The following is a 25,289-nucleotide window of genomic DNA, read 5'->3' on the forward strand; positions in this document are numbered from 1 at the left end:
ATTCAGAACCCTAATTGTTTACTACTTTAGTCTAATCCTCGATCAATCGTCCTGGATCGACAACTTGTCGACACTGGAAGCCAGCTTGTCAGCGCCCTGGGAATCGGCACCCAGCTTGATCATCAGGCGCAGGTCGTTGGCTGAATCCGCGTGCGCGAGGGCATCCTCATAAGTGATGGAGCCTTCGGCATAGAGTTCATAAAGCGCCTGATCAAAGGTGCGCATGCCGCTCTCGTTGGACTTGGACATCAGTTCCTTAAGTCGGTGCACTTCGCCTTTTCGAATCAGGTCCGCGACCAACGGTGTGTTGATCAACACTTCAATGACGGCTTTGCGGCCCTGCCCGTCCGGCGTCGGGATCAACTGTTGAGCGACGATGGCCTTGAGGTTCAGGGACAGGTCCATCCAGATCTGGTTGTGCTGTTCCGGCGGGAAGAACTGGATAATCCGGTCCAGCGCCTGGTTGGCGTTGTTGGCGTGCAGGGTAGCGAGGCACAGGTGGCCGGTTTCAGCAAACTGCACAGAGTATTCCATGGTCTGGCGGGTACGCACCTCACCGATGAGGATCACGTCCGGTGCCTGGCGCAGGGTGTTCTTCAGAGCCACTTCAAAGCTATCGGTATCGATGCCCACCTCTCGCTGGGTCACGATACAGCCCTGGTGCTGGTGCACGAATTCGATGGGGTCTTCGATGGAGATAATGTGGCCCCGGCTGTTGCGGTTACGATGCCCGAGCATAGCCGCCAGCGAGGTGGACTTACCGGTACCGGTGGCACCCACGAACATGATCAGGCCACGCTTGGTCATGGCCAGATCCTTGATGATTTCCGGCAGTGCCAGGTCATCAATCTGCGGGATTTTCACCTCGATCCGCCGCAGGACCATGCCGCAGAGGTTGCGCTGGAAGAAGGCGCTGACACGGAAGCGACCGATGCCTCGGGCACTGATGGCGAAGTTACACTCGTGGCTTTCTTCGAATTCGACCCGCTGCTTGTCGTTCATGGCGCCATAGACGAACTCCCTCGTCTGCTCCGGCGTCAATGCATTCTTGGTGACAGGCAGGACCTTGCCGTTGACCTTCATGGAGGGTGGCACACCGGCAGTAATGAAAAGGTCGGAGCCGCCTTTGTCCACCATCAAACGGAGCAGTTTTTCGAATTCCATGATCTTTTTACCTGTGTTTCTGGCTTTCGGTGATTTGGGTGTCGGCCAGCGCCTGTTCCAGGGCACGCCGTGAACACGTCCATGTGCGCTCGACAAAAACATCCATGTTTTTGACGTCCCTGGAACAGGCACTGCCCGACACCCTCCGAACTTTTGCCGAACCTTCTACAAAGTTTAGAAATTATCCGGCATTTTTGCTTTCATTCTCGCGGCTTCGCGGGAAATCAGGCCTTTCTTCAAGAGTTTTTCCAAGCACTGATCCAGAGTTGTCATGCCCAGGGAACCGCCGGTCTGGATCGCCGAGTACATCTGCGCGATCTTGTCTTCACGAATCAGGTTTCGGATCGCCGAGGTGCCAATCATGATTTCGTGTGCCGCAATCCGGCCGCCGCCCATTTTCTTCATCAGGGTCTGGGAGATAACCGCCTGCAATGATTCCGACAACATGGACCGAACCATGGACTTCTCTTCCGCCGGGAACACGTCCACCACGCGGTCGATGGTTTTGGCCGCCGAGGTGGTGTGCAGGGTGCCGAACACCAGGTGACCGGTTTCCGCCGCCGTCAGGGCCAGGCGGATGGTTTCCAGGTCCCGCAGCTCGCCGACCAGGATAATGTCCGGGTCTTCCCGCAGTGCGGAGCGCAGGGCTTCGTTGAAGCCCAGGGTGTCACGATGCACTTCCCGCTGGTTCAGCAGGCACTTCTTGGATTCGTGTACGAATTCGATGGGGTCCTCGATGGTGAGGATGTGCTCATAGCGGCTGTCGTTGATGTAGTCGATCATCGCCGCCAGGGTGGTGGACTTACCGGAGCCTGTTGGGCCCGTAACCAGCACCAGACCTCGTGGCACAGAGGCGATGTCCTTGAACACCTGCCCCATACCGAGGTCTTCCATCGTCAGTACCTTTGACGGGATGGTCCGGAAGACAGCACCGGAGCCACGGTTCTGGTTAAACGCGTTAACACGGAAGCGGGCGACACCAGGCACCTCGAAGGAGAAGTCGGTCTCCAGGAACTCTTCGTAGTCCTTGCGCTGCTTGTCGTTCATGATGTCGTAGATCAGCCCATGGACTTCTTTATGCTCCATTGGCGGAAGGTTGATGCGGCGGACATCGCCATCAACACGGATCATCGGGGGAAGGCCGGCAGACAGGTGCAAGTCTGATGCGCCCTGTTTGGCCGAAAAGGCAAGCAGTTCAGTAATATCCATAGGGGTCCTCGGAAGGCTTTTTTCTTTTATCCCGGTATGCGCCGGCTCCGGTCATTGGCACTGAACGGCTTCACTTGGCATTTCAGTAACCTGCGGGTAACGTGTCAGCGTATCAGAGACTGACCGGAATCGGCGGATTCGCACTATGAGCAGCATAGCAGACAACATCGGGAGCGTAACCCGACGCATACAAAAAGCAACATTGAAGGCCGGCCGCAGCGCGGGTTCCGTGCATCTGCTGGCGGTCAGTAAGACGCGCCCGGCCGACGAGCTTCGCACGGCTTACAGCGCCGGCCAACGGGCATTTGGTGAAAACTACGTTCAGGAAGCTCTGGACAAAATGGAGGAGCTGAAGGAACTGGACGCCATCGAATGGCACTTTATAGGCCCCATTCAATCCAACAAGACCCGCCAGATTGCCGGGGCATTTGCCTGGGCACACAGCGTTGACCGACTCAAGATTGCTCAGCGCCTGAACGATCAGCGCCCTTCCACTCTCCCGCCGTTGAATATCTGCCTTCAGGTGAACATCAACAATGAGGAGAGCAAGTCCGGTTGTACCCTGAAGGATCTCACCAACATGGCAGACGCCATCGAAGAGATGCCAAATCTCTCGCTCAGGGGGCTGATGGCGATTCCGGACCCGGATCAGCCCGAGGCGGAGTTACGCTCAAGTTTTCGCAAGTTGGCCAATGCGCTGAAGCACATGCGCCAGGAGGCTCCCGGCTGCGGTCCGCTGGACACCCTCTCCATGGGCATGTCCGGCGACCTTGAGATGGCCATTGAGGAGGGCGCAACCTGGGTAAGAGTCGGTACCGCCCTGTTCGGGCCTCGGTAACCGGAAGCTGACAGGCCCAGATCCTGTTATCATCAGCGGCAGACTGACAATTGACCACTACTGATCCAAACGTGGAGTGAACCTTGAGCACATCACCAACGATTTCGTTTATCGGTGCCGGCAACATGGCCAGCGCCATCATCGGTGGCATGCTGGACAGCGGCTTCAAGGCCGCCAACATCTGGGTCAGCGCCCCCGATGACAACCATCTTCAATCCATCCGCAAACAATTTGGTGTCAGCGTCACCACCGACAATCGTTACTGCGCCGAGCAGGCGGACATGGTGGTTCTGGCGGTGAAGCCACAGGTTATGGCAAGTGTTTGCTCAGACATCGCCCCGGTGGTGCAGAACACCCGCCCGCTAATGGTGTCGATCGCGGCCGGGCTGGAAGCTTCCACCCTGGACGAGTGGCTCGGTGGCGGACTGCCGCTGGTGCGCGTGATGCCCAACACGCCATCGCTGGTTGGTAAAGGGGCTGCCGGGCTCTATGCCAATGATCAGGTCAAGGAAAAGCAGAAGACCATGGTGGAGTCGGTCTTTAACAGCATTGGCTCGGCGCTCTGGGTGGAGGACGAATCCCTCCTGCATGCAGTGACTGCACTTTCTGGCAGCGGCCCCGCCTATTTCTTCCTGATGCTGGAAGCACTGGAAGAGGCGGCCACCGATGCCGGCATTGCCGGCGAGACCGCACGCGCACTGGCAATCCAGACCATGGCCGGCGCCGCCGAAATGGCAGGACGCAGTGAACACGACCCCGGCCAGCTCAAACGCAATGTCATGTCTCCCGGTGGCACCACAGAACAGGCCATCCAGACCTTTGAAGAAGGTGGCATGAGAGATCTGGTCAAGAAGGCCTACTCAGCCGCTTACAAGCGCTCCGGGGAAATGGCCAAAGAACTCGCCAATAAACAGTAACCAATAACGGGAGACACGGCTTCATGCTGGCTGACATTCTGATCACCATTCTGCTCATTGCCTCGACGTTCTACCTGACGATCGTGCTGCTGCGCTTTTTGCTGCAACTGGCCAGGGCGGATTTCTACAATCCGATCTCGCAGTTTGTTGTGAAAGCCACCAACCCGCTGCTGCGTCCGCTTCGCCGCTTTATTCCCGGTTGGGGCGGTATCGACGGCGCAGCCCTGGTGCTGGCGGTCATCATCCAGGCGATCACCTTTTTCCTCATTCTTGTGGCCCTGAACAGCAGCATACCGGCGATCAACCCGCTCACCCTGCTCAGCTGGGCTATCCTTAACGTTCTTGATCTGATCGTTAAGATCTACTTCTGGTCCGTCATTGCAGTCGTGGTCGTCAGCTGGATTGCGCCACAAAGCGGCCACCCTGCTATCCAACTGGTTGCGCAGATCACCGAACCCGTGATGCGCCCCGTACGCAATGTGATGCCATCCATGGGCGGCCTGGATCTGTCCCCGATTATCGTGTTCCTGATCCTCAATGTGGTTTCGGTGGTGATCGACCACATGAAGGTAGCCGCCGGCATGGGCTCCATCGTCGGAATGTAGACCACCTCTCAAAAACACATTCCGTTACATATCAGGACAATAAACTACTCTCACCTGCAGCTGGTTCATCTATCTGAATCAGCTGCACTTTTTTCCTTCTACACGTCGCCCTGCTATACAGACCCGTGATCGCCGCCGCAGATTTGCCGCGCCAATGCGGTAACATTAGCTATATTTTTGGCACAACTTTAACCAACCAAGATCCAACGCAGTCGCCCGGAAGTCGCGCAGAAGGATGGTCCGATGAACAAGCAAGGAACCCTGTCGCAGCAGGTAGAGGCCTACCACGGCTGGAAAAAAGAACTGATCAGGCAGATCGGTCGCTACCGTCTGTGGCTGCAGGACAACAACCTGTTTTCAGACGATGTCAGCAACCGCATTCGTCACGGCCTTGAGCTGCTGATCGAAGACGAACTCACCATTGCTTTCGTGGGTGAGTATTCCCGCGGCAAGACGGAACTGATCAACGCCCTCTTCTTTTCAGAATACGGCCAGCGCATGCTGCCATCCCAGGCGGGCCGCACCACCATGTGCCCGACCGAGCTGTTCTTTGACCGCACGTCAAACAGCAACTACCTGTTGCTGCTCCCGATCGAAACCAGGACCGGCGAGCTCTCCCTGCAGCAACTGCGCAAGCAGCCCGAACGCTGGGTCAAACACGACCTGGACGAGCGCGACCCGGAAATCATGCGGGAAGTTCTGGCGGAAGTGGCTCGCGTAAAGAGCGTCACTCCGCAGGAAGCCCGCAAACTGGGCTTCGACGAGGACATGCTGGAGCATGACCGCAACAAGCCGGGTAATGTCGTGGTGCCGGCCTGGCGCAACGCCCAGATCAGCATTCGCCATCCGTTGTTCGAACGCGGCCTGCGCATACTGGACACCCCGGGGCTCAACGCTCTCGGCTCAGAGCCAGAACTGACCATCAGTATGTTGCCTCGCGCCCACGCCATTATCTTCCTGTTGAGCGCGGATACCGGCGTCACTGCCAGCGACATGACGATCTGGAAGGATCACATCGACACCGAGCACGCCGACCACCGCGCTGGCCGATTCGCAGTGCTCAACAAGATCGACGTGCTCTGGGATGATCTCCAGGGCGAGAAGCATACCCAGGAAGCCATTGACCGGGTGCGTAGCTACACCGCCGACCACCTCGGCATGCGCCAGAACGACGTGATACCGCTGTCCGCCAAGCAAGGCCTGCTGGCCCGGGTCAAAGGCAACGAAGAACTGCTTGAACGTTCGAACCTCGCCCAACTGGAACAGTTGATCATCCAGCGCATCCTGATGCACAAGGAACAGCTGATTACACAGAGCCTGATCAACGACCTGTTGGGCATGCTGCAGAACAGTCAGGCCGCCATGCAAAACCGGCTGGACGCACTGGAAGAAGAGCTGCAGGCCTGTTCTGGCGTCACCATGGACACTGACGCACTGCGGCGCCTGGCCGACCGCGCCCAGCGGGACTATGACTTCTACTACAAGAAGCTGATTACGCTCCGGTCCAGCCGCCGGCTGATGGATTCCCAGGGCGAGATGCTCAAGGGGCTGGTTAGCGAGGATCGGTTTGAGTCCCATGCCGAGAAAGTCCGCCAGAAGATGTCGAAGAGCTGGACCACTGCCGGCATGAACCACAGCATGGATCATTTCTTCGAGCTGCTGGAAAATGATCTGAGCAACCTTCTCAGCGAAGGGCGGCTGGCCGAAAAAATGGTGGGCGCCATCTACCGCCGCTACAACGAAGACACCCGGGCCCGTCACCTGGAGCCAATTCCATTACGGGCAGGTCGTCACGTTATTGCCATCCGCGAACTGCGCAAGAAGGCAAAACGCTTCCGCATCAGCCCCAAAAATCTGTTGACGGAGCAGTCGCTGCTGGTCAGGCGCTTCTTCAACGTGATGGTGGGCGAAGCCCGAACACTGCATCTGCGCGTGCGGGCCGATGTCGAACGCTGGCCATCGGAAGCACTACTACCAATCATGCAGTACTCCATGGAACAGAAGCAGTTGCTGGAGCACCAGATCCGCCGCCTCCGGGACATGGTTCGCAGCGACCGCGACAGCCGGGCCGAACGCGAACGACTGCAGAACACCATCAGCGATCTGACACGCCAGCTTGAACTGGCTGACGCCATGCAGCGGCAAATCCGTAAACCAGCACCCACTCTGATCCAACAGAAGGTGGTCAACATTTCCGGCGCGGTCTGACCGGCGCCGGAAATGGCGGTTGCAGCCATGCAGGCCGGCCTTTAAACTGCTTGGCTGGCAATCGCCTGGCCATATCAGTTAGGCCTGCACTTACATGCAGGTTTCCGCCCGGCCATTGCCTGAAACGTCTTCCAGATAATACGGACTGAATCAGGAACCTGTCGCGCCAATGCCCGATCCCTTGCCAACGGATTCTGTCGGGATAGTCACCCCACAGACACTGCACTTCGATACACCGATCACTCTCGCCTGCGGTCAGACGCTGGAGAGTTACGATCTGGTGATTGAGACTTACGGCAAGCTGAATGCGGATGCCACCAACGCGGTATTGATCTGTCACGCCCTCAGCGGCCACCACCATGCCGCCGGTTATCACAGCAAGGAAGACCGCAAGCCGGGATGGTGGGACAGCTGCATTGGCCCCGGCAAGCCCATCGATACCAACCGGTTTTTCGTTGTCAGCCTGAACAATCTGGGTGGCTGCCATGGCAGCACCGGACCCGGCAGCGTCAATCCGAAGACCGGCCAGCCCTACGGCCCTGATTTCCCGGTGATCACGGTACGCGACTGGGTCCACAGCCAGGCGCTGCTGGCCGACCGGCTCGGCATTGAATGTTGGGCCGCCGTGGTGGGAGGTTCCCTTGGTGGTATGCAGGCACTTCAGTGGAGCCTGGACTACCCGGATCGTTTGCGTCACGCCGTGACCATTGCCTCTACCCCACGCCTGAGCGCCCAGAACATTGCCTTCAATGAGGTGGCGCGACAGGCGATTACGTCCGACCGTGAGTTCCATGACGGCCGCTACTATGAGCACGACACGTTACCGCGCCGGGGCCTGATGCTGGCACGCATGGTGGGCCACATTACCTACCTGTCCGATGCTTCCATGGGCGAAAAATTTGGCCGTGAACTGCGGGACCAGGCCTACAAGTTCGGCTATGACGCAGAGTTCCAGGTGGAGAGTTACCTGCGTTACCAGGGTGAGCGCTTCTCGGAGTCATTCGACGCCAATACCTACCTGCTGATGACCAAGGCTCTGGATTACTTTGACCCGGCCTACGAGCACGACAATGACCTGGCAAAGGCGCTGCTCCGTGCGCGCTGCGAATTCCTTGTCGTGTCGTTCAGCACCGACTGGCGGTTTACCCCGGCACGGTCCGAGGAATTGGTGAATGCCATGATCGCGGCCCGCTGCAAGGTCAGCTATGCCGAAATCGACGCACCCTGGGGGCATGACGCCTTCCTGATTCCCACACCACGTTACACCGCCATCTTCCATTCCTACATGGACCGGGTCGCACGGGAGGTAGGTGCATGAGAACAGACCTGAAAATCATCGAGCAATGGATCAGCGCCGGCAGCCATGTACTGGATCTGGGCTGCGGCGACGGCACCCTGCTGGACTACCTGCAGCGGGAAAAAAGTGCAACAGGGTTTGGCCTGGAAATCAATCCGGACCATATCACCACCTGCATGGGTCGCGGGGTGTCCGTCATTGAGCAGAACCTGGACACCCAGGGCCTGGGGAACTTCGAAGATCACTCCTTCGACACCGTGCTGATGACACAAGCCTTGCAGGCGGTCCGGCGCCCGGACATGGTCCTCGATGAGATGCTTCGCGTGGGCCGCGAGGGCATCGTGACCTTCCCCAACTTCGCTTACTGGCGATTGCGCTGGTACCTGATGCGCCGGGGTCGTATGCCTGAATCCGAAACGCTACCGTATAAATGGTACAACACCCCTAACATTCACCTGTGCACCTTCAAGGATTTTGAAGCCCTTTGCTTCCGCAAGGACGTCCGGATACTGAACCGCACGGTGGTGGATGGCGAGCACCAGGATCGCTGGCTCAGCCGTCTTTGGCCCAATATGTTGGGGCAGATCGCCATTTACCGGATAACCCGGGAGGAATCATGACCACACATAGTCACAATCGCTGGCAGGCGTTGTTGTCACTCGCATGCCTGGTTCTGCTGTTTACCAGCCAGAGCCATGCCGACTCAAAGGATTTTGGTGAATTCGAAGTACACTGGAGCGTTTTCCCAAGCACCTTCCTGGCCCCTGAAATTGCCCGCGAGAACAACCTTAATCGCAGCCGCGGCATCGGTATCGTCAACATATCCATCATGAGGGAAACCGAGGATGGCGGCCTGGAGCCGGTATCAGGCCAGGTGGAAGGCAAGGTCATGAACGATATCCAGCAGGCCCGGTTCCTGGCGTTTCGACGCATCCAGGAAGGCAACGCTGTCTATTTCATCGCCGAATACCAATACAGCAACGCCGAGTTGATGACCTTCCAGATCACCACCCGCCCCACGGGCGCCAGACAGGATCTGCCCATCCGTTTCACCCACACACTGTTTAACGACTGATGACTAACGCCACCAACAGACTGGTCATTGCCAGCAACAACAAGGGCAAGATCGCCGAACTCACAGACCTGCTCGGCCCACTCGGGCTGACGCCCGTAGCCCAGGGTGAATTGGGGGTTGGCGAGGCGGAGGAGCCAGCGGTCACCTTCGTGGAGAACGCCATCCTCAAGGCACGCCATGCCGCCCGGATCACCGGGTTGCCGGCCCTTGCGGATGACTCTGGCCTGGCGGTTGATGCCCTCGGCGGGGCACCCGGCGTCCGTTCGGCCCGTTACGCCGGTGACACAGCCAGCGACGCAGACAACGTCCGGGCACTGCTCGACGCGCTGAAAGACGTTCCCGAGGGCCAACGCACGGCCCAGTTCCACTGCGTACTGGTCTACCTGCGCCATGCCGATGACCCCACACCGGTGATCTGTCATGGCCGCTGGCCAGGAAGCATCCTGCCAGAGCCCCGGGGTGAGGGTGGTTTCGGGTACGATCCGGTGTTCCTGGTACCGGAAACCGGCACCAGTGCCGCTGAACTGCACCGCGCCGAAAAAGGCCGTATCAGCCACCGTGGGCGGGCACTGGCGCTGCTTCTGGATCAGTTGGGGAAAGAGCCGGGGTGACCATGACCCCGACGCACGACACAGCGGTGAGCACCCTGCCCCCGCTAAGCCTGTATATTCACGTACCCTGGTGCGTGAAAAAGTGCCCTTACTGCGACTTCAACTCCCACGCACTGACCGGCGACATTCCCGAGAACGACTATCTTGATGCAATCATGGAGGACCTTGCCGGTGACCTCGCATTAATTCAGGGGCGCCCGATCGAAACCGTCTTCATCGGCGGCGGCACACCTTCGTTAATGTCGCCGGACTTCTACAACATACTGTTCGACCGGCTGCGCACTCACCTGTCGTTTACTGACGATGCCGAGATTACACTGGAGGCCAACCCGGGCACAGTGGAACAGACTCGCTTTAACGGCTTCCGTGGCGCCGGCATAAACCGGCTTTCACTGGGCATCCAGAGTTTCAACCCCATGCGATTGAAGGCACTGGGGCGCATCCACGATGACAAGGCAGCCCACAGGGCTATCGAGGCAGCCCGCAATGCCGGCTTTGACAACTTCAACCTGGACCTGATGCATGGCTTGCCGGGCCAGACACCGGCAGACGCCCTGGATGACCTGCGGGCGGCCATGTCGTGGCAACCCCCGCACCTGTCCTGGTACCAGCTGACCCTGGAGCCCAACACCGAGTTCTACAGCCGCCCACCCCAACTGCCCGACGACGACCACCTCTGGGAAATCCATTGCCAGGGTGCCGACTACCTGCATCAGCAGGGGTTCACAGACTATGAGGTGTCGGCCTGGAGCCGACCCGACATGGAGTCCCGTCACAACCTGAATTACTGGATGTTCGGGGATTACCTGGCGCTGGGCGCCGGCGCCCACGGCAAGGTTACCTTTCAAAATGGCGAGATCCGGCGTTTCTGGAAAACCCGTCAACCCGAAGCCTACATGAACCGCATCGGCAGCCGTACCGCGGGGAGCCAAATGGTCGAACTGGAAGAAAGGCCACTGGAGTTTCTGATGAATGCCTTGAGGCTGACGTCCGGTGTGCCGGAAAACCTGTTCACAGAGCGTACAGGTTTACCGTTGAGCAGAGTTGCGGTAAAACTTGAGGCGCTAAGAAAAGAAAACATGCTGGAACCGGGACGGATACAGACCACGGAACTCGGACAGCGTTACCTGAACAGTCTGCTGGAGCGCTTCCTCTGATGTCACTGCCGCGCCTTATGACCCTGTTGCCCAAACGGCTCAACCTGAGCCTGGCGGCCACCGCCGTCCTGTTGCTGGTCCTGGTTGTGGTCAATCAGCCCCTGCAGACCGGTTCGGCTCCCCAGGGCATCGTCAGCCTTCAGATGGCCGCCACGGCGGACCAGTCCATGGCCATACTGCGCAGCTGGCGACAGGACGGCATGCTATGGGCACAGATATCCCTTTGGCTGGACTTCCTGTTTGTACCCGCTTACCTGGCCACGCTGATTTTCCTGACCAATCACCTGATGCGGGACCGGCCGGGCGTTCGGGAACGTAACGTGGCACGCTGGGTGAAGGCCCTGTTTGTGACCGCGGGGGCCGGCGATCTAACGGAAAACATATTGCTACTCAATAACATGGACCCGCCCACGGATATGGTCAGCCTGTCCGCCACGCTCTGCGCATTGGTGAAATTCACCGGCCTGATGCTGGGCTGCGCCGGATTGGTGATCATTCGTGCCGCCCGGCGCCATCCGCTGGCCCACGAGTAGCAACTTCCGTCAGCGTACCGACAGCCTAGTTGGTGCGGTAAAACACCAGATCCCAGACGCCGTGCCCCAACGTCTCGCCCCGTTTCTCAAACTTGGTGATCGGGCGGTCTTCCCGGCGCGGTGAATATTCGCCGATATCCTGTGAGTTCGCAAAACCCTCGGACTCTCCCATGATCTCCATCATGTGTTCCGCGTAGTTTTCCCAATCGGTGGCCAGATGCAGGATCCCGCCCACGCGCAGTTTATGGCGCAGGCGCTGGACGAATTCGTGCTGGATCAGCCGGCGTTTGTGGTGACGTTTCTTGTGCCACGGGTCCGGGAAAAACACCATCACCCGGTCCAGCGCTGCATCGGGCAGGCACCGGTCGATCACATCGTTGGCATCAATGGCGTAGACACGAACATTCTCCAGCCCCCGGTCTTCAATCTCTTTCAGCAGTGCACCAACCCCGGGCAGGTGCACTTCCACGCCGATGAAGTCCTGCTCCGGTGCCGCTTCCGCCATGTCTGCCAGGGACTTGCCCATACCAAACCCGATCTCCAGGTTAAGCATGTTGTCCCGTCCAAAGATCTGGCGTGGGTCAATCATGCCCTGTTCACGGGTCAGGCCGTATTTGGGCCAACTGCGGTCGTAGGCCTTTTTCTGGCCTTCGGTCATCCGCCCCTGGCGCAGCACGAAACTGCGTACGCCACGGCGGGTCGTCACGGGTGAATCGCCGGAAACATCGTTGTGATCAGTCATCTGACGTCCTCAACCGCCCTGTGCGGTTTTCCTTCAATGGGTTATGGCGACAGTTTACCAGAGGCCGCCCAGCGGACTATACCGAAACCTGCGCATTCCGGGTCTGCTGCCGGTCCAGCTTGCGGTAACCCAACGCCTCAACCAGATGGCCATTGCCAATGTGGTCGAGGCCGTCCAGGTCCGCCAGGGTCCGTGCCACCCGCAGGATGCGATGCAATGCCCTGGCAGAGAGCCCCAGCCGCTCCATGGCGGCGGATAACATGGCCTCGCCTGCTGCATCCACGCGGCAGTGCGTCTGCAGCTCACCGCCACTTAACGCGGCGTTTCCGGATCCTCGCTGCATTTGCCGCTCGCGGGCCTGATACACCCGATCCCGCACAACCGTGCTGGACTCACCCCCACCGTCACGCTTCATCAGCACTTCCCCGCTCTGAACCGGCACTTCCACATGCAAATCGAACCGGTCCAGCAGTGGCCCTGATATCTTTGCCCGATAACGGAGCACCTGCGGGGGCGTACACTGGCACTCAATCGTCGGATGCCCCAGATAGCCACACGGGCACGGGTTCATGGCCGCCACGACCTGGAAGCAGGCCGGAAAAGTCACCTGCCTTGCTGCGCGACTGATGGCAATCTCGCCGGACTCCATGGGTTCCCGCAGCACTTCCAGCACCCGGCGCTCGAACTCTGGCAGTTCGTCGAGAAACAACACGCCGCGGTGCGCCAGGGAGATTTCTCCGGGGCGCGGACTGCTACCGCCACCCACCATGGCAACCGACGAGGCAGTATGATGGGGCGCGCGGTAAGGCGGCCGGCACCACTCTCCGTCCCGTACGGGAAGACCGGCCACAGAGTGGATGCTTGCTACCTCAAGCGCAGATTCGGTGGTTAACGGTGGCAAAATACCCGGCAGACGGCTGGCGAGCATGCTTTTACCAGTGCCCGGTGGACCAAACATCAGCAGGTTATGCCCGCCGGCGGCGGCGATTTCCAACGCCCGCCGCGGCACGCTCTGACCATGCACGTCCGCAAGGTCCGGACCGGCGTTCACGCCCGTTTCCGGCACCGCTGGCGGTACCGGGGAAATCCTTGCCCGATCACACAGGTGTTCGCAGACCGTCAGTAAATGGCCGGCTGGCAACACATCGTCCTGGCTGGCCAGTGCGGCTTCCGCGGCATTGGCCTGGGGGATCAGCAACCGACGCCCCTCGTTGCGAGCTGCCAGTATCGCCGGGAGCACACCTTTCAACGGTCTCAGCGCACCATCCAGGGAAAGCTCTCCCACGCATTCATACTGTGCGAGGCTTTCCGCCGGAATCTGTCCGGAAGCGGCAAGAATGCCCAGGGCAATGGGGAGATCGAAGCGGCCGCCCTCCTTGGGCAGGTCCGCAGGAGCCAGATTGATGGTGATTCGGCGGGCGGGGAATTCAAAGCCGGCGTTCATCAGCGCACTGCGAACACGCTCCCGGCTTTCGCGAACACCCGTTTCGGGGAGCCCGACGATGGACAGCGCCGGCAGGCCGCCTGACAGGTGGACTTCAACGGTAACGGAGGGTGCTGAAACGCCAATGCTGGCGCGGGTATGGACAACGGCAAACATGACAACCTTCCATGGTTATAGGTGATAGCGGCCTAGCCGCCTGACGGGCGTCCTGCCGGTCAGTTATTCGGGAACTGCTTTTCCAGGTCAGCCACGCGCTTTTCCAGCGCTTCGACCTTTTCGCGGGTTTTCATCAGTACAGCTTGCTGGGCATCGAATTCTTCTCGGGTGACCAACTCAAGGCGCGACAGAACCGTCATCACCGTGGCGCGGGCCTGAGCTTCAAAGTCCTCACGGGCGGCACGGGCCATATCGGGAACGAACTGGCCGAACTGTCCCTGAAGCTGGGAAAAGAAATCCTGTGGACCTTTCACGAATCACCTCTCAAAATCACCGGTCAAAATCGCTGCGCTGGACTATACCTCGTCCTCGGCGGGCTTTTCGTCGTGCCTGAACGACGGTTCGGAGTGTAACACTAATGCCTCCCCTGCCATACTGTGGCCGTCGACAGTATAATGTGGCTCAGGCACCCCTAATGCTTGCACCGAGTTCGTGCATCATTATGGTTCGCCCAAGACAGACAAGCCCCGAAATGGTGCGACCTGACGATCCATTCTGGATCAACAGACAGCCAACTGTCTGATAGTTATATTATTTTTTGCGTTGGCACACCCGATGCTAAAAGCCTTGTACGCAATCCGCACAATTGGTGTGCGAGGTGGCAGCATCCCGACCTCAACAACGGGCCGAAGAGTTCCAGATGTTGAGACGGCTTTACCAAGGAGAAAGCAATGAAACTTGTGACAGCGATCATCAAGCCTTTCAAGTTGGATGATGTCCGTGAGGCACTATCCGAGATTGGCGTACAAGGCGTAACGGTCACTGAAGTCAAAGGCTTCGGTCGCCAGAAGGGTCATACCGAACTCTACCGAGGCGCAGAATACGTGGTGGACTTCCTGCCCAAGGTCAAGGTTGAAGTTGCTATCGGCGACAACCTGCTGGATCAGGTCATCGAATCCATCACCAAGGCAGCCAACACCGGAAAGATCGGTGACGGCAAAATTTTCGTGACCGAACTGGAACAGGCGATCCGAATCCGAACCGGGGAAACCGGCGAAGAAGCGGTCTGATCGAAGACTGATCAACCAGACAGCCAACGCAAAAAATTTATAACTTGAAAAGCCTCGTGCGGAGGGCTTCACATGGAAAGCAATCTTAATCATATTTTTGAACTCCAGTATGCACTGGATACCTTCTACTTCCTTGTCTGCGGTGCTCTGGTCATGTGGATGGCCGCGGGCTTCTCAATGCTTGAAGCAGGCCTGGTGCGTGCCAAGAATACCACCGAGATCCTGACCAAGAACGTTTCCCTGTTTGCTGTAGCCTGTACCATGTACCTGATCTGCGGTTACGACATCATGTACGGTGGCGGGCTCTTCCTCAGCGGCGTTACCACGGTCGCTCAAATGGACGACGCGGCGATCGCCGGAGTCCTTGCCGCTTCCAACGAAGCCGGTTTTGGTGAGATGGGGGAATACGCCGGGGCTTCTGATTTCTTCTTCCAGGTTGTCTTCGTTGCAACCGCCATGTCCATCGTTTCCGGTGCCGTGGCCGAGCGCATGAAGCTCTGGGCCTTCCTGGCTTTCGCCGTTGTCATGTGTGGTTTCATCTACCCGATGCAGGGCTCCTGGACCTGGAACGGCGATGCCGTATTCGGTATCTATGAACTGAGCTACAGCGACTACGCTGGTTCCGGCATCGTACACATGGCGGGTGCCGCTGCGGCTCTGGCCGGTGTCCTGCTGCTGGGCGCCCGTAAAGGCAAGTACGGCGCGGATGGCCAGATCAAGGCCTTCCCGGGTGCCAACCTGCCGCTGGCGACTCTGGGTACCTTCATCCTGTGGATGGGCTGGTTTGGCTTCAACGGCGGTTCTACCCTCAAACTGGGTGGCATCGGCGTTGCCAATGAAGTGGCCAACGTGTTCCTGAACACCAACGCGGCCGCTGCCGGCGGCCTGATCGGCGCTCTGATAGTAGCCCGCATCATGTTCGGCAAGGCTGACCTGACCATGGCCCTGAACGGTGCATTGGCTGGCCTGGTTGCGATTACCGCTGAACCTGCCGATCCCTCGCCTCTGCTGGCAACCATTATCGGTGCCATCGGCGGCATCATCGTGGTGTTCTCAATCGTAACACTCGACAAGATGCGTATTGATGACCCGGTCGGTGCCATCTCCGTACACGGCGTGGTTGGTATCTGGGGTATCTTCGCGGTACTGCTGTCCGACGCGGACGCGACCTTCATGGGGCAGCTCGTGGGCATGCTCACCATCTTCATCTGGGTCTTCGTCACCAGCCTGATTGTATGGGGCATCCTCAAGGCGGTCATGGGTATTCGGGTGACCGAAGAGGAAGAGTACGAAGGTGTGGATCTGTCCGAGTGTGGTATGGAAGCCTATCCGGAGTTTGTCAGTTCCAAGTAAACCGGCCTGAAGGCCCGAAAGCAAGGGCGCCCATTGGGCGCCCTTGCTATTTCTCCTGAAAACCGTAGAATTTTGTGGCCTCAAACCGCATTGCAAAACAGCGAATCCTCGACCCGGCGCAAGTACCGTAGCAGTTCCATTTCAGCCTCCTAACTGCTTTCAAAAGGCCCCTTTAGCGCCCCTTCGCGAGTCTGGAAGTACCATGCGCCATTGATCAATTCAAATCTTTCGAATCGGAACCAGTTGCGCTCTGCTTCCCTTGTCGAACCGTCATCAGTGACCTCCTTCTCCATGCGCTTCGCAATCGGGCAACCGTTGCCCGATACCGGCAAGTGTAGTCAGAGGTATCGCGTTGTCTAATTTTCGACCTATTCTCCAACGGTAACCAATACCAACGCCACCACCGGCCAGCAGCCCTCACTTACGGTTTTAACAAACATGGGAGTCTGAAGAGGTGAATTACCAGCCTTCTTTTGGTACACCGTGTTTTTCGATGTAGTCGCTGTGTTCTTCAAGGTAGTTACGGGTGCCGACTTCGTAATTTGAAGCGTCCCCCTCCACCTCGTTAGCTTGCATTCGGCCTACTTCAATTTCATTGCCAATCTGGTTATTAATCCAAAGAACCATCTGCCCCCCGGGCGCCAAACCGATAGTCAGCATATCCCGTGGCCTGCTGAAGGTTCCCAGGCTGGTAGTATAAGTTGCGTGCTCGCGCATTTTTTCTTCCAGTCCCTCTGGCAGTGAAAACACGCGTTCGTAAAACTTTTGTTCAGCAAACGAGAACCAGCGTATACCGATATAGTCCGGGAAAGGCTGCGCTGTTCCTCCTTTGCCCCTAGGGCCACTGGGCCCTTTCCAGCAACACGCAACACTTCCCACCGGCATACGCCAGTGTCTTATGCCGGAGGCTTCAAGTTCCAGGTGCTCAACCCAGACTTCATAGTGCTTGGGTGCCCCTACACCCACATATGCCTTAAAAAGGCTATCAGGCCCAGAGGCACACCCCGATAGCATCAAACCAATGAGGAGGGCAAGCATGAATGTTATACGGCGCATATTACGTCTCCGGCTGATTGTTATAGACGATACGTTTCCGTTCAGGCGCAGGCCGGAATGGCGAGAGGAACCTGGCGTTCGAAAATGGGAGTTCGGAGCTCACGATGGTGTCCCCAATCAAAAACTCAAGCAGGTTGTAATGATCCGAATGATGCACATACCGCTGTTTTACCAGCTCCTTTTGCAGCGGCGGCAGTTCAGGCAGGTTCTTGCCCAGCGAGATATGCTCCCATAGTATCCGGTACGCTAGGTCGAGTTCTTTCGGAACTTCTGCGGCATTCTTGGCAGTACGAATGTCCTTCAATGGAACGCCTGCTCTTTTCGCCAAGTGATACATGCAGTGAAGATAAACCCGCGATAGCTCGCCGCGCACCTGCCGGTGCAGTTTCAGGTCGAGGCCCACTTCGCCATCCGGAACGGGGTGCTCGCGCACTGTTTTATGAATCCCGAGGCTGGCTGGCTCGCCCGTTGTCAGGGGTAGGCTGCGAGTCCCGATCCAGCCCTCGGCTTCGGTCACCCCTTTGAGGGTTGCGAGGTTGTCCCACTGCGGTGTCTGCTCCGGCCAGGCCGTAGCGCTGCCGCCAATGGTCAGTTTAGGCGAAAGCATCAGTTCCTCGGTCTGGCTATCATGGTAGCCGCCACCAATATCGGAGTGCGCGCCGGGCACCATGATTTCTCGGAAGTTGCGGGGAAGTGAACCATCCGGATTGCAGAGGCTGTTAAGCGCAAAATTTTCTCGACACTCGTCAACGGCCGTGAACTGTACAGCGGTGGAGACGGTGGCCGGGTCCAGGTACAGGTTCACCGGCGTGTTACGAGCATTGCTTGGAGAGAGATCGCCACCCGTGATATTTACGATGCCGGCGACGGTATCAAACAACCCCACAAAACGAATGGTAACTCGTTCCGGCCATTGAATACCCATGGCGGCCAAAGACTGTCCCAATTCGCCATCAGAGCCCTTGGCAATTTCATTCGCGGCATGGCGGGCGGCTGCGCCTCCCCTGCTAAAACCAAACAGATCAACTGTTAGCTTTGCGATAGGCCTTTCGTTAACCAGTATGGCTATGCGCTCTGCGACCTCAGTGAAACCATTTTTTACTTGCTCGGTGACACCCGTTTCACCAAGACCGGTTGTCATACCTTCCAGAGAATCCGGAGCTCCGGTTTTCGATCCTGCTCCCGGCGCATACACCGAAAAACTCTGGTTGATCATTGTTTCCGCCTCATTTTCGACCTCGGGATATAGATCCCGCAACTTGGCGACATTGCTGATCTCATTGGCGTAACTACCCCCCAGCAACAAAGCCAGCCGCCGTTCACACTCGGCATCGTCAATCTCGCCATTGCTGTGCGGCACGAGGCATGTCTCTTCCACCTGCTGCCGGTAAATCTCAATATTACCGGCATTGTTCAACGTGCCATCGGTGAAAATGCCCACTTCAAGATGAACCGGCTTTCTCTGTTCTTCTTTCTTTGCCTGACCGTTCTCGGGTGTTTGGGCTAGCGAGGCAGCGGGCACAAGGGGCGCAACCAACGCTGCTGTACCCAGCGGCAGGGTGGAGCGTCGGTCGGCTTCCTGTTTCGCCAGGTAACGCTCGTCGGCGCGGCGGTTGGTCATGGTGCAGTCAAAACCGCAGACGTTCATATGGCCGACACCGCCCGCCCCTACGTGGCTGATGATTTCAGGGGTGACTTCCCACTTGTTGAGAGACTCAATCTGGTTGCGAAGGCCCGGCCCGCCACCATCTCTCTTTAGGCGCCAGAACCCGCCGTTGGGGTGATCACTGTCCGTTTCCCAGACAACTATAGGCGATAAGGGCTTGCCTCCAATCAGAAACAGATGACCGTCCCTGAGCTCACGCTCCAGTGCTTTGACGCTCATTTCCTTTCCACTACGGTTTCGGGGCACGTCGGAGACAGGATGGTCAATCAGTTCGGCTGCATATGAGGCAGCGAAGAAAGGGCTTTCAATATAGGGCAGGTCCCGGAGTTCAAGCTCCAGGCGGGATTTTACTTTCATTGGCAGCGTTCCTTTGCGGCCGGTGTATTAGGCCCGCAAAGGTACTGACTAAAGCAGGCGCTCTCCTTGAGGGGCGGGCATGACCGCCACAAAGCCAAACTCTAATCAAAAACCGGGCGGCGAACAACGGCGCCCGTACCACCTTCAGAAATTCCTTGCCCCTGATGGCCTCCTAGCCCTCGCTCGACATCACCTCATCTTCCAATACATCCACCATGAACTGCGGCATCGCCAATGCCCCACGGTGGATGTCGGCGTTGTAATAGCGGGTCACAAACGGCCGCTGATCCGCGTCTTCCTCACGGAAGTACACCACCGGCTTTTCCTTACCCGCCATAGTGCAGCTCCACCAGCCGGTGGGATACACCGGTTGCGGGAACGGCAGGGTGCGGACGTGGTCGAAACCGGCCTTTTTCATGTCGTCGTGAATGGTTTTGATGATGGTGTTGGTGTGCAGCAGCGGTGACTCGCTTTGCTGGACGAGGATGCCACCGTCGCGCAGGGCGATCATGCAGTCGCGGTAGAAGTCGAGGGCGAACAGGCCTTCGGCGGGGCCGACCGGGTCGGTGCTGTCGATGATAATGACGTCGAGACTTCCGGGCACCGCATCGCGTATCCACTGGATGCCATCACCAAAGAAGAAGTTGGCGCGGGGGTCGGTGTTGGACTCGCAGAGTTCGGGGAAATACTGTTCCGAGAGACGAGTGACACGTTCGTCGATTTCCACCTGCCAGGCCTCTTCCACACCGGGGTGCTTGAGGACTTCTTTCAGGGTTCCACAATCACCACCACCAACGATGACCACTTTCTTCGGGTCTTTATGGGTGAACAGGGCCGGATGAGTCATCATCTCATGATAGAGGAAGTTGTCTCTGGTGGTCAGCATCACGCAGCCATCGAGCACCATCAGGTTACCGAAGGTTTCGGTTTCCCAGATTTCCAGTTTCTGGAACTCGGTTTGTTCTTCGTGCAGCTTTTTCTTTACCTGCAGGGAAAAGGCGGTTCCCTGGTCCTGGAATACTTCGGTAAACCAGCCATCGTTCAGTGCAGTCATGTCGTGTCTCCGGATGTGCGCGTTGAGCCTGTTCGTATTGAGGGTATTGTAGGTGCGTAACCACCACACCTAAAGGACTATCATTACCCTTGGGCCGTGTTTTTCGGGTGTTGTTCTTTTAGCGGGGCGGTGGAATCCATACAATGAGCGCCATAAGCCGGCCCGTTGCCGGCTGCGGATTCAGCACAGGAAAGCCCCATGAGCGAACCAACCCTCAGCGCCGCCCACAAGGTGTACAACATCGCCCACTGGAGCGATGGCTATATTGATGTGAATACCCGTGGCGAGGTACTGATAAGACCCGACCGGGGGCACAGCGGCGAGGACATCAACCTGCCTGACCTTGCCCGCTCCCTGGTCAGTGAGGGGGTTCAGCTTCCGGTGTTAATCCGATTTACCGATATTCTCCATGATCGGGTCAACAAACTGTGTGGCGCGTTTAACAAGGTCGCTCGCGAACACGGCTACCAGGGAGGCTACACCGCCGTCTACCCGATCAAGGTCAACCAGCAGCGCCGGGTGGTTGAGGAACTGCTCTGCGCCGAACCGGCCGCCAGCGACAACCAGATTGGCCTCGAAGCCGGCAGTAAGCCGGAGTTAATGGCGGTTCTGGCACTGTCGCGCCAGCAGGAGTCGGTGATTGTCTGCAATGGCTACAAGGACCGCGAATATATCCGGCTGGCGCTGATCGGGCAGAAACTGGGGCACCGGGTGTTCATTGTGGTGGAAAAACAGTCCGAGTTGCCGCTCATCCTCGAGGAAGCGCGCCGTCTGGGAGTGACTCCGCTGATTGGTGTGCGCGCACGGCTGGCCACCATCGGCAAAGGCAACTGGCAGAACACCGGCGGTGAGAAGTCGAAATTCGGCCTGTCCGCCAGCCAGGTGCTGGATGTGGTTGAGACCCTGCGCCGTGCCGGGGCCCTGGAATCCCTTCAGTTGCTGCATTTTCACCTGGGGTCGCAGATTGCCAACATCCGTGACATCCAGACCGGACTGCGGGAGTGTGCCCGTTTCTACAGTGAATTGCGCCACATGGGGGCACCGGTAGGCACGGTCGATATTGGCGGTGGGCTCGGCGTGGACTACGAGGGCACCCGCTCACGCAGCAGTTGTTCGATGAATTACAGCGTACACGAATACGCTTACAACGTGATTCATATCCTGCAATCGGAGTGCGATCGGGCGGGTATCCCCCATCCCAACCTGATCAGTGAATCCGGCCGTGCGCTGACGGCTCACCACTCGGTACTTGTGACCAATGTGATTGACCGGGAGATACCCGACAAGCGTCCGCCTGAACAACCGGTCAGTGATGCCCCGGCACCGCTGCAGGATTTGTGGCGCGACCTGGAGAGCCTGCGGGATGAGGCATCGCGCCGTTCCCTGGCTGAGATCTACCACGACGTGCTCCACGCCATGGCGGATGTCCACACCCAGTTTGCCCACGGCCTGTTGTCACTGGCGGACCGCGCACGGGCGGAAACGCTCTACACCACCTGCTGCCGGGCTCTGAGAAAACAGCTGAACTCCGCGAATCGCGCGCACCGGGAGATCATTGACGAGCTCAATGAAAAACTGGCGGAGAAGCTCTTCGTGAACTTTTCGCTGTTCCAGTCACTGCCGGACGTGTGGGGTATTGATCAGATCTTCCCGATCATGCCTGTGAACGGACTGAATCGCCCCCTCACCCGTCGTGCGGTCATCCAGGATATTACCTGTGACTCCGACGGGCGAATTGACCGGTACGTGGACGGCCAGGGCATCGAAACCACCTTCCCGCTGCCTGAAGAGGCGCCGGAAGAACCCATGCTGATGGGCTTTTTCATGACCGGTGCCTACCAGGAAATCCTCGGTGACATGCACAACCTGTTCGGCGACACCCACTCGGTGGATGTACGACGCAACCCCGGCGGCGGCCATACCGTCAGTGAGCCGATCCATGGCGACACCGTGGCCAAGGTGCTGCAGTATGTGAACTTCGAACCCACTGCCCTGCTTCGGGCCTATCAGCAGAAATTTGCCGCCAGCGGATTGCCGGAAGACATACAGACGAGCCTGCTGGAAGAACTGGAGAATGGCCTGGGCGGCTATACCTACCTGGAAGAGTAACCCGGATCAGGCCCTGCTTGCGCGCCAGGCTGAGGGTGACAGCCCCTCCCACTTGCGGAAGGCACGGCCGAAATTGGACGGGTCGCTATACCCCAGGCGATAGGCAATGTCATCGATCCCGAGGTCGGTGCGCCGAAGCAGCTCCAGTGAACGCCGGTGGCGGATGTCATCAAGGATGCCCTGAAATTTCAGGCCTTCGGCACTGAGCTGACGGCGCAGCGTCCTGGGTGACACACCCAGTTGCGCTGCCACGGAATCAATACCCGGAAGCCGGCCATCCCGTACCGATTCCAGCAACCGCCCCACGCGCTCGGGAATCGATGTGGTCGCCTCCAGCGATCGCATTTCCTCCTCGCATTGCGCTTCTGCTACCCGACGCGCCACAGGATTGGACAGGGAAATTGGCAGTTCCAGAAATTCCTTGCGAAAACGGAGCTGATTGGCGCCGGCGTCAAACCGGATACGATTGCCGAACAGCGACTCATAGGCCGGGGCATACTCCGGTGGCGGATAATTCAGTCGACAACTTCCACCATCAAGCAGGCGGCGTCCGAACAGGAGCAGGTTCACATCCATAAGCGAGGCCAGCACCACTTCTGCGTTGAACCAATGCAGATCATCCAGGGCGTGCACGATATCGAGTTGCAGCACAGCGTCGCTGCCCTCGGTAAAGAAACTCAGATTCATATACACGAACCGGATACGGAAATACTTGATCAACACCGTAAGAGCCTGGCCAATGTTGTCACAGCTGATGGCGGCCTGTGACAGGGAACCGTGGGTAGTGAACTTCAGGCGCTTGCCATATTCCAGCCCCAGGGCCGGGTCGTGACTCAATGCCAATGCCGAGCGACAAAGACGACTGAACTGCTCCACGGTGATGAAGTTGTCGGGGTGCCCCAACATGGCCGGACGAATATCGGCCGAGCGCAGCAACTCGGGACGCGCAGCACCCTTCTCTTCCGCCAACTGGCAAAGGATATCGGCGTAGTGGGCGCGAATAACGGGCAGATTGCCGGTCTTTCCGGGAGCATTCATGTTGGCCAAGCGTTCCTGAATAAATACCTGCAAAAGATTAGCCGTGATGATAGCGGTCGGCAATCTCCCTGCAGACGACACCGAGCGGCGGAGAAGCCAGCCAGTACAAGTGGGAAAAAATACCGCCCAACAGATCCGCCTGCCCATCGCCCCCGTAAATATCGTGACTGACAAACCCGGGGCGAGTGCATAGAATGATGAACACAACAATGCCAAATCATGCGACTGTCAAGGAGCGTCCGGTGTCCACACTGGATCAGAAGCCAGCACGAGCCGAGGGCCGCAAGGACCCCTGGAGCCAATTGCTGGAGAAAGTGGGAAAGAACCAGGATCGGCAGGCCTACCACGCTTTGTTCGAGCACTTTGGTCCTCAGATCAAGTATTACGCCATGGCCAATGGCATGGCGAGTCACGCCGAGGAGCTGGTACAGGAGGTTTTCGTATCGATCTGGCGGCGCTCCTGCTTGTACGACTGGAGGAAGGCAGCCGCGTCGACCTGGATTTTCACCATCGCCCGTAACCAACGCATTGACATGCTGCGCAAGATGAAACGCACGAGTGCGGAGATGCCGGTTGAAACGGAAGATCTGTGGCAGATTCCCGGCGAAAACGAAGACGAGCCGGTTACGTCGCTGCACCGCCTGATGTCTGAACGTCGCGTGCGAGAGTCCCTCAGCCACCTGCCGGAAGAACAGATTACAGTAATCGCCAAGGTCTACATGGAAAGCAAGTCACACCAGATGGTGGCGGACGAGCTCAACATACCGCTAGGTACCGTAAAAAGCCGGGTACGCCTGGCACTGAACAAACTGAAAGTGATTTTGCAGGACCAGAACGTATGACACGGCACCATCCAGACACACTTACCCTGATGGAATTCAGTGCAGGCAACCTCAGTGAGCCCCACGCACTGTGCATTCGTCTCCATCTGGACCAGTGCCCCCATTGTCGCAGCCGTGTGGATACGCTCGACAGCCTGGGTGCCGTCATGATGGAAAGTCAGCCCCAGGTCGGTGTTTCATCGGACATGTTTGACGCTATCCTGTCACGCATAGACAGCGAGCCTGACATGACGGAGACCTACATCAGTACACAAGCCAAGCGCATGAGCCCTCTTCAAAAGTTGTTGGGCGACGATCTCAACTCGCTGCCCTGGAAACGTCAGCTCGGCGATGTCAGTGTGCTGGATATCAGCGAACGGTTTCCCGGCCAGAGCGAGCAGGTGGTGCTTCAGAAACTGGCCGCCGGTGGGAAGGCACCCGCGCATACCCACAGAGGGAGTGAAACCACGATAGTTCTTCAGGGTGCATTCTCAGACCAGAAAGGTGTGTTCAACCAGTGGGACTTCGTGGTACTCAATCAGGAAGACGAGCACAAACCTGTGGCGGTTGGCTGCGAAGACTGCATCACCCTGTCGGTGCTCAGCGCACCGGTTAAATTAACCGGCACGTTCACTCGCTTATTGAACCCCTTTATACGCTGAGGCGGATGGACCGGAAACTGTACCGGCCTGGCCGAAGCCTTGGCCGAAAATGACCGGCCTTTGTCAGTTTGTGACCTTCCGGACGACACGTTGATAAACGATACTGATTACGTTGATTAGTGTCTCTGAACTAGTCCGGCCCACCCC

General features: G+C 58.1%; 24 protein-coding genes and 1 pseudogene. 15 read left to right on the forward strand and 10 right to left on the reverse strand.

The window, feature by feature from the left end; all coding sequences use genetic code 11:
* Window positions 1–42: 42 nt before the first annotated feature.
* Together B3M52_RS15485 and B3M52_RS15490 are read right to left on the reverse strand one after the other, a co-directional pair.
* Window positions 43–1,164 (reverse strand): PilT/PilU family type 4a pilus ATPase, encoded by a 1,122-nt coding sequence (locus B3M52_RS15485; RefSeq protein ID WP_041332635.1) that lies wholly within the window; start codon window positions 1,162–1,164, stop codon window positions 43–45.
* A 174-nt stretch (window positions 1,165–1,338) separates the two neighbouring features.
* Window positions 1,339–2,373, reverse strand: a complete 1,035-nt coding sequence (locus tag B3M52_RS15490; protein ID WP_027830795.1) for a type IV pilus twitching motility protein PilT — start codon at window positions 2,371–2,373, stop codon at window positions 1,339–1,341.
* 145 nt (window positions 2,374–2,518) lie between these two features.
* On the opposite strand from B3M52_RS15490, the gene B3M52_RS15495 reads away from it, so the two are divergent.
* From B3M52_RS15495 to B3M52_RS15540, 10 genes and pseudogenes are all read left to right on the forward strand, one after another.
* A complete protein-coding gene (locus tag B3M52_RS15495; RefSeq protein ID WP_041332633.1) occupies window positions 2,519–3,211 on the forward strand; it encodes a YggS family pyridoxal phosphate-dependent enzyme in 693 nt (230 codons plus the stop codon).
* 83 nt (window positions 3,212–3,294) lie between these two features.
* Window positions 3,295–4,128, forward strand: coding sequence for a pyrroline-5-carboxylate reductase (gene proC, locus B3M52_RS15500; RefSeq protein ID WP_036203143.1), 834 nt, complete (start codon window positions 3,295–3,297; stop codon window positions 4,126–4,128).
* A gap of 23 nt (window positions 4,129–4,151) precedes the next feature.
* Window positions 4,152–4,733 carry a YggT family protein gene (locus tag B3M52_RS15505; RefSeq protein WP_036203140.1) on the forward strand — a complete coding sequence of 194 codons (582 nt, stop codon included), beginning with the start codon at window positions 4,152–4,154 and terminating at the stop codon, window positions 4,731–4,733.
* 243 nt (window positions 4,734–4,976) lie between these two features.
* Window positions 4,977–5,786, forward strand: a pseudogene (locus tag B3M52_RS20030) (dynamin family protein); the annotation flags it as partial.
* Window positions 5,787–7,110: 1,324 nt separating this feature from the next.
* Complete coding sequence (gene metX, locus B3M52_RS15515; protein WP_036203135.1) at window positions 7,111–8,259, forward strand: homoserine O-succinyltransferase MetX; 1,149 nt, start codon at window positions 7,111–7,113, stop codon at window positions 8,257–8,259.
* Window positions 8,256–8,858 (forward strand): methionine biosynthesis protein MetW, encoded by a 603-nt coding sequence (gene metW / locus B3M52_RS15520; protein ID WP_075195028.1) that lies wholly within the window; start codon window positions 8,256–8,258, stop codon window positions 8,856–8,858. The genes metX and metW overlap by 4 nt, the downstream gene beginning before the upstream one ends.
* A complete protein-coding gene (locus B3M52_RS15525) occupies window positions 8,855–9,313 on the forward strand; it encodes a DUF4426 domain-containing protein (protein ID WP_075195027.1) in 459 nt (152 codons plus the stop codon). The genes metW and B3M52_RS15525 overlap by 4 nt, the downstream gene beginning before the upstream one ends.
* A complete protein-coding gene (gene rdgB, locus B3M52_RS15530; RefSeq protein ID WP_075195026.1) occupies window positions 9,313–9,924 on the forward strand; it encodes an RdgB/HAM1 family non-canonical purine NTP pyrophosphatase in 612 nt (203 codons plus the stop codon). Before B3M52_RS15525 ends, rdgB begins: the two co-directional genes overlap by 1 nt.
* Window positions 9,925–9,926: 2 nt before the next feature.
* Window positions 9,927–11,081: a radical SAM family heme chaperone HemW gene (gene hemW, locus B3M52_RS15535; RefSeq protein ID WP_091642238.1), complete on the forward strand. Its 1,155-nt coding sequence runs from the start codon at window positions 9,927–9,929 to the stop codon at window positions 11,079–11,081.
* On the forward strand, window positions 11,081–11,614 hold the full coding sequence (locus B3M52_RS15540) for a hypothetical protein (protein WP_041332628.1): 534 nt from the start codon (window positions 11,081–11,083) through the stop codon (window positions 11,612–11,614). The genes hemW and B3M52_RS15540 overlap by 1 nt, the downstream gene beginning before the upstream one ends.
* A gap of 25 nt (window positions 11,615–11,639) precedes the next feature.
* Here B3M52_RS15540 and trmB read toward each other — a convergent pair whose 3' ends face one another.
* The 3 genes from trmB to B3M52_RS15555 form a co-directional block, all read right to left on the reverse strand.
* Window positions 11,640–12,356 carry a tRNA (guanosine(46)-N7)-methyltransferase TrmB gene (gene trmB, locus B3M52_RS15545; RefSeq protein WP_075195024.1) on the reverse strand — a complete coding sequence of 239 codons (717 nt, stop codon included), beginning with the start codon at window positions 12,354–12,356 and terminating at the stop codon, window positions 11,640–11,642.
* Between the two features lie 76 nt (window positions 12,357–12,432).
* A complete protein-coding gene (locus B3M52_RS15550) occupies window positions 12,433–13,956 on the reverse strand; it encodes a YifB family Mg chelatase-like AAA ATPase (RefSeq protein ID WP_075195023.1) in 1,524 nt (507 codons plus the stop codon).
* 59 nt (window positions 13,957–14,015) lie between these two features.
* Window positions 14,016–14,270 carry an accessory factor UbiK family protein gene (locus B3M52_RS15555; protein ID WP_075195022.1) on the reverse strand — a complete coding sequence of 85 codons (255 nt, stop codon included), beginning with the start codon at window positions 14,268–14,270 and terminating at the stop codon, window positions 14,016–14,018.
* Window positions 14,271–14,687: 417 nt separating this feature from the next.
* Here B3M52_RS15555 and glnK point away from each other — a divergent pair, with 417 nt between their 5' ends.
* Together glnK and B3M52_RS15565 are read left to right on the forward strand one after the other, a co-directional pair.
* Window positions 14,688–15,026 (forward strand): P-II family nitrogen regulator, encoded by a 339-nt coding sequence (glnK, locus tag B3M52_RS15560; RefSeq protein WP_004578958.1) that lies wholly within the window; start codon window positions 14,688–14,690, stop codon window positions 15,024–15,026.
* 72 nt (window positions 15,027–15,098) lie between these two features.
* The gene (locus tag B3M52_RS15565) at window positions 15,099–16,379 is read left to right on the forward strand and encodes an ammonium transporter (protein WP_075195021.1); all 1,281 of its coding nucleotides are present in this window, start codon (window positions 15,099–15,101) and stop codon (window positions 16,377–16,379) included.
* Between the two features lie 149 nt (window positions 16,380–16,528).
* Here the strand turns inward: B3M52_RS15565 and B3M52_RS15570 are convergent, their stop codons facing one another.
* From B3M52_RS15570 to speE, 4 genes are all read right to left on the reverse strand, one after another.
* Window positions 16,529–16,672, reverse strand: coding sequence for a DUF6316 family protein (locus tag B3M52_RS15570; protein WP_221886060.1), 144 nt, complete (start codon window positions 16,670–16,672; stop codon window positions 16,529–16,531).
* Between the two features lie 166 nt (window positions 16,673–16,838).
* A complete protein-coding gene (locus B3M52_RS15575) occupies window positions 16,839–17,435 on the reverse strand; it encodes a DUF2931 family protein (RefSeq protein ID WP_075195020.1) in 597 nt (198 codons plus the stop codon).
* A gap of 1 nt (window position 17,436) precedes the next feature.
* Window positions 17,437–19,458: a T6SS phospholipase effector Tle1-like catalytic domain-containing protein gene (locus tag B3M52_RS15580; RefSeq protein WP_075195019.1), complete on the reverse strand. Its 2,022-nt coding sequence runs from the start codon at window positions 19,456–19,458 to the stop codon at window positions 17,437–17,439.
* A 172-nt stretch (window positions 19,459–19,630) separates the two neighbouring features.
* Complete coding sequence (gene speE, locus B3M52_RS15585; protein WP_075195018.1) at window positions 19,631–20,512, reverse strand: polyamine aminopropyltransferase; 882 nt, start codon at window positions 20,510–20,512, stop codon at window positions 19,631–19,633.
* A 198-nt stretch (window positions 20,513–20,710) separates the two neighbouring features.
* On the opposite strand from speE, the gene speA reads away from it, so the two are divergent.
* Window positions 20,711–22,621: a biosynthetic arginine decarboxylase gene (gene speA / locus B3M52_RS15590; protein ID WP_075195017.1), complete on the forward strand. Its 1,911-nt coding sequence runs from the start codon at window positions 20,711–20,713 to the stop codon at window positions 22,619–22,621.
* Window positions 22,622–22,627: 6 nt separating this feature from the next.
* On the opposite strand, the gene B3M52_RS15595 is transcribed toward speA, so the two are convergent.
* Window positions 22,628–23,659: an AraC family transcriptional regulator gene (locus tag B3M52_RS15595; protein ID WP_075195038.1), complete on the reverse strand. Its 1,032-nt coding sequence runs from the start codon at window positions 23,657–23,659 to the stop codon at window positions 22,628–22,630.
* 242 nt (window positions 23,660–23,901) lie between these two features.
* On the opposite strand from B3M52_RS15595, the gene B3M52_RS15600 reads away from it, so the two are divergent.
* Window positions 23,902–24,501 (forward strand): sigma-70 family RNA polymerase sigma factor, encoded by a 600-nt coding sequence (locus tag B3M52_RS15600; RefSeq protein ID WP_036203098.1) that lies wholly within the window; start codon window positions 23,902–23,904, stop codon window positions 24,499–24,501.
* The gene (locus B3M52_RS15605; protein WP_041332624.1) at window positions 24,498–25,142 is read left to right on the forward strand and encodes a ChrR family anti-sigma-E factor; all 645 of its coding nucleotides are present in this window, start codon (window positions 24,498–24,500) and stop codon (window positions 25,140–25,142) included. Before B3M52_RS15600 ends, B3M52_RS15605 begins: the two co-directional genes overlap by 4 nt.
* Window positions 25,143–25,289: the final 147 nt, after the last annotated feature.

Source organism: Marinobacter sp. UBA2688, from assembly GCF_002352785.1.
Taxonomy (GTDB): Bacteria; Pseudomonadota; Gammaproteobacteria; order Pseudomonadales; family Oleiphilaceae; genus Marinobacter; species Marinobacter salarius.

Bases quoted from the DNA above. Each gene is read 5' to 3' on its own strand.
- B3M52_RS15580 (WP_075195019.1), bottom strand. From the start codon at position 19,458: ATGAAAGTAAAATCCCGCCTGGAGCTTGAACTCCGGGACCTGCCCTAT.
- speA (WP_075195017.1), top strand. From the start codon at position 20,711: ATGAGCGAACCAACCCTCAGCGCCGCCCACAAGGTGTACAACATCGCC.
- B3M52_RS15525 (WP_075195027.1), top strand. From the start codon at position 8,855: ATGACCACACATAGTCACAATCGCTGGCAGGCGTTGTTGTCACTCGCA.
- B3M52_RS15485 (WP_041332635.1), bottom strand. From the start codon at position 1,164: ATGGAATTCGAAAAACTGCTCCGTTTGATGGTGGACAAAGGCGGCTCC.
- B3M52_RS15540 (WP_041332628.1), top strand. From the start codon at position 11,081: ATGTCACTGCCGCGCCTTATGACCCTGTTGCCCAAACGGCTCAACCTG.
- trmB (WP_075195024.1), bottom strand. From the start codon at position 12,356: ATGACTGATCACAACGATGTTTCCGGCGATTCACCCGTGACGACCCGC.
- B3M52_RS15605 (WP_041332624.1), top strand. From the start codon at position 24,498: ATGACACGGCACCATCCAGACACACTTACCCTGATGGAATTCAGTGCA.
- metW (WP_075195028.1), top strand. From the start codon at position 8,256: ATGAGAACAGACCTGAAAATCATCGAGCAATGGATCAGCGCCGGCAGC.
- hemW (WP_091642238.1), top strand. From the start codon at position 9,927: ATGACCCCGACGCACGACACAGCGGTGAGCACCCTGCCCCCGCTAAGC.
- B3M52_RS15575 (WP_075195020.1), bottom strand. From the start codon at position 17,435: ATGCGCCGTATAACATTCATGCTTGCCCTCCTCATTGGTTTGATGCTA.
- B3M52_RS15595 (WP_075195038.1), bottom strand. From the start codon at position 23,659: ATGAATGCTCCCGGAAAGACCGGCAATCTGCCCGTTATTCGCGCCCAC.
- speE (WP_075195018.1), bottom strand. From the start codon at position 20,512: ATGACTGCACTGAACGATGGCTGGTTTACCGAAGTATTCCAGGACCAG.
- B3M52_RS15565 (WP_075195021.1), top strand. From the start codon at position 15,099: ATGGAAAGCAATCTTAATCATATTTTTGAACTCCAGTATGCACTGGAT.
- B3M52_RS15490 (WP_027830795.1), bottom strand. From the start codon at position 2,373: ATGGATATTACTGAACTGCTTGCCTTTTCGGCCAAACAGGGCGCATCA.
- metX (WP_036203135.1), top strand. From the start codon at position 7,111: ATGCCCGATCCCTTGCCAACGGATTCTGTCGGGATAGTCACCCCACAG.
- B3M52_RS15505 (WP_036203140.1), top strand. From the start codon at position 4,152: ATGCTGGCTGACATTCTGATCACCATTCTGCTCATTGCCTCGACGTTC.
- rdgB (WP_075195026.1), top strand. From the start codon at position 9,313: ATGACTAACGCCACCAACAGACTGGTCATTGCCAGCAACAACAAGGGC.
- B3M52_RS15550 (WP_075195023.1), bottom strand. From the start codon at position 13,956: ATGTTTGCCGTTGTCCATACCCGCGCCAGCATTGGCGTTTCAGCACCC.
- B3M52_RS15570 (WP_221886060.1), bottom strand. From the start codon at position 16,672: ATGGAGAAGGAGGTCACTGATGACGGTTCGACAAGGGAAGCAGAGCGC.
- B3M52_RS15495 (WP_041332633.1), top strand. From the start codon at position 2,519: ATGAGCAGCATAGCAGACAACATCGGGAGCGTAACCCGACGCATACAA.
- glnK (WP_004578958.1), top strand. From the start codon at position 14,688: ATGAAACTTGTGACAGCGATCATCAAGCCTTTCAAGTTGGATGATGTC.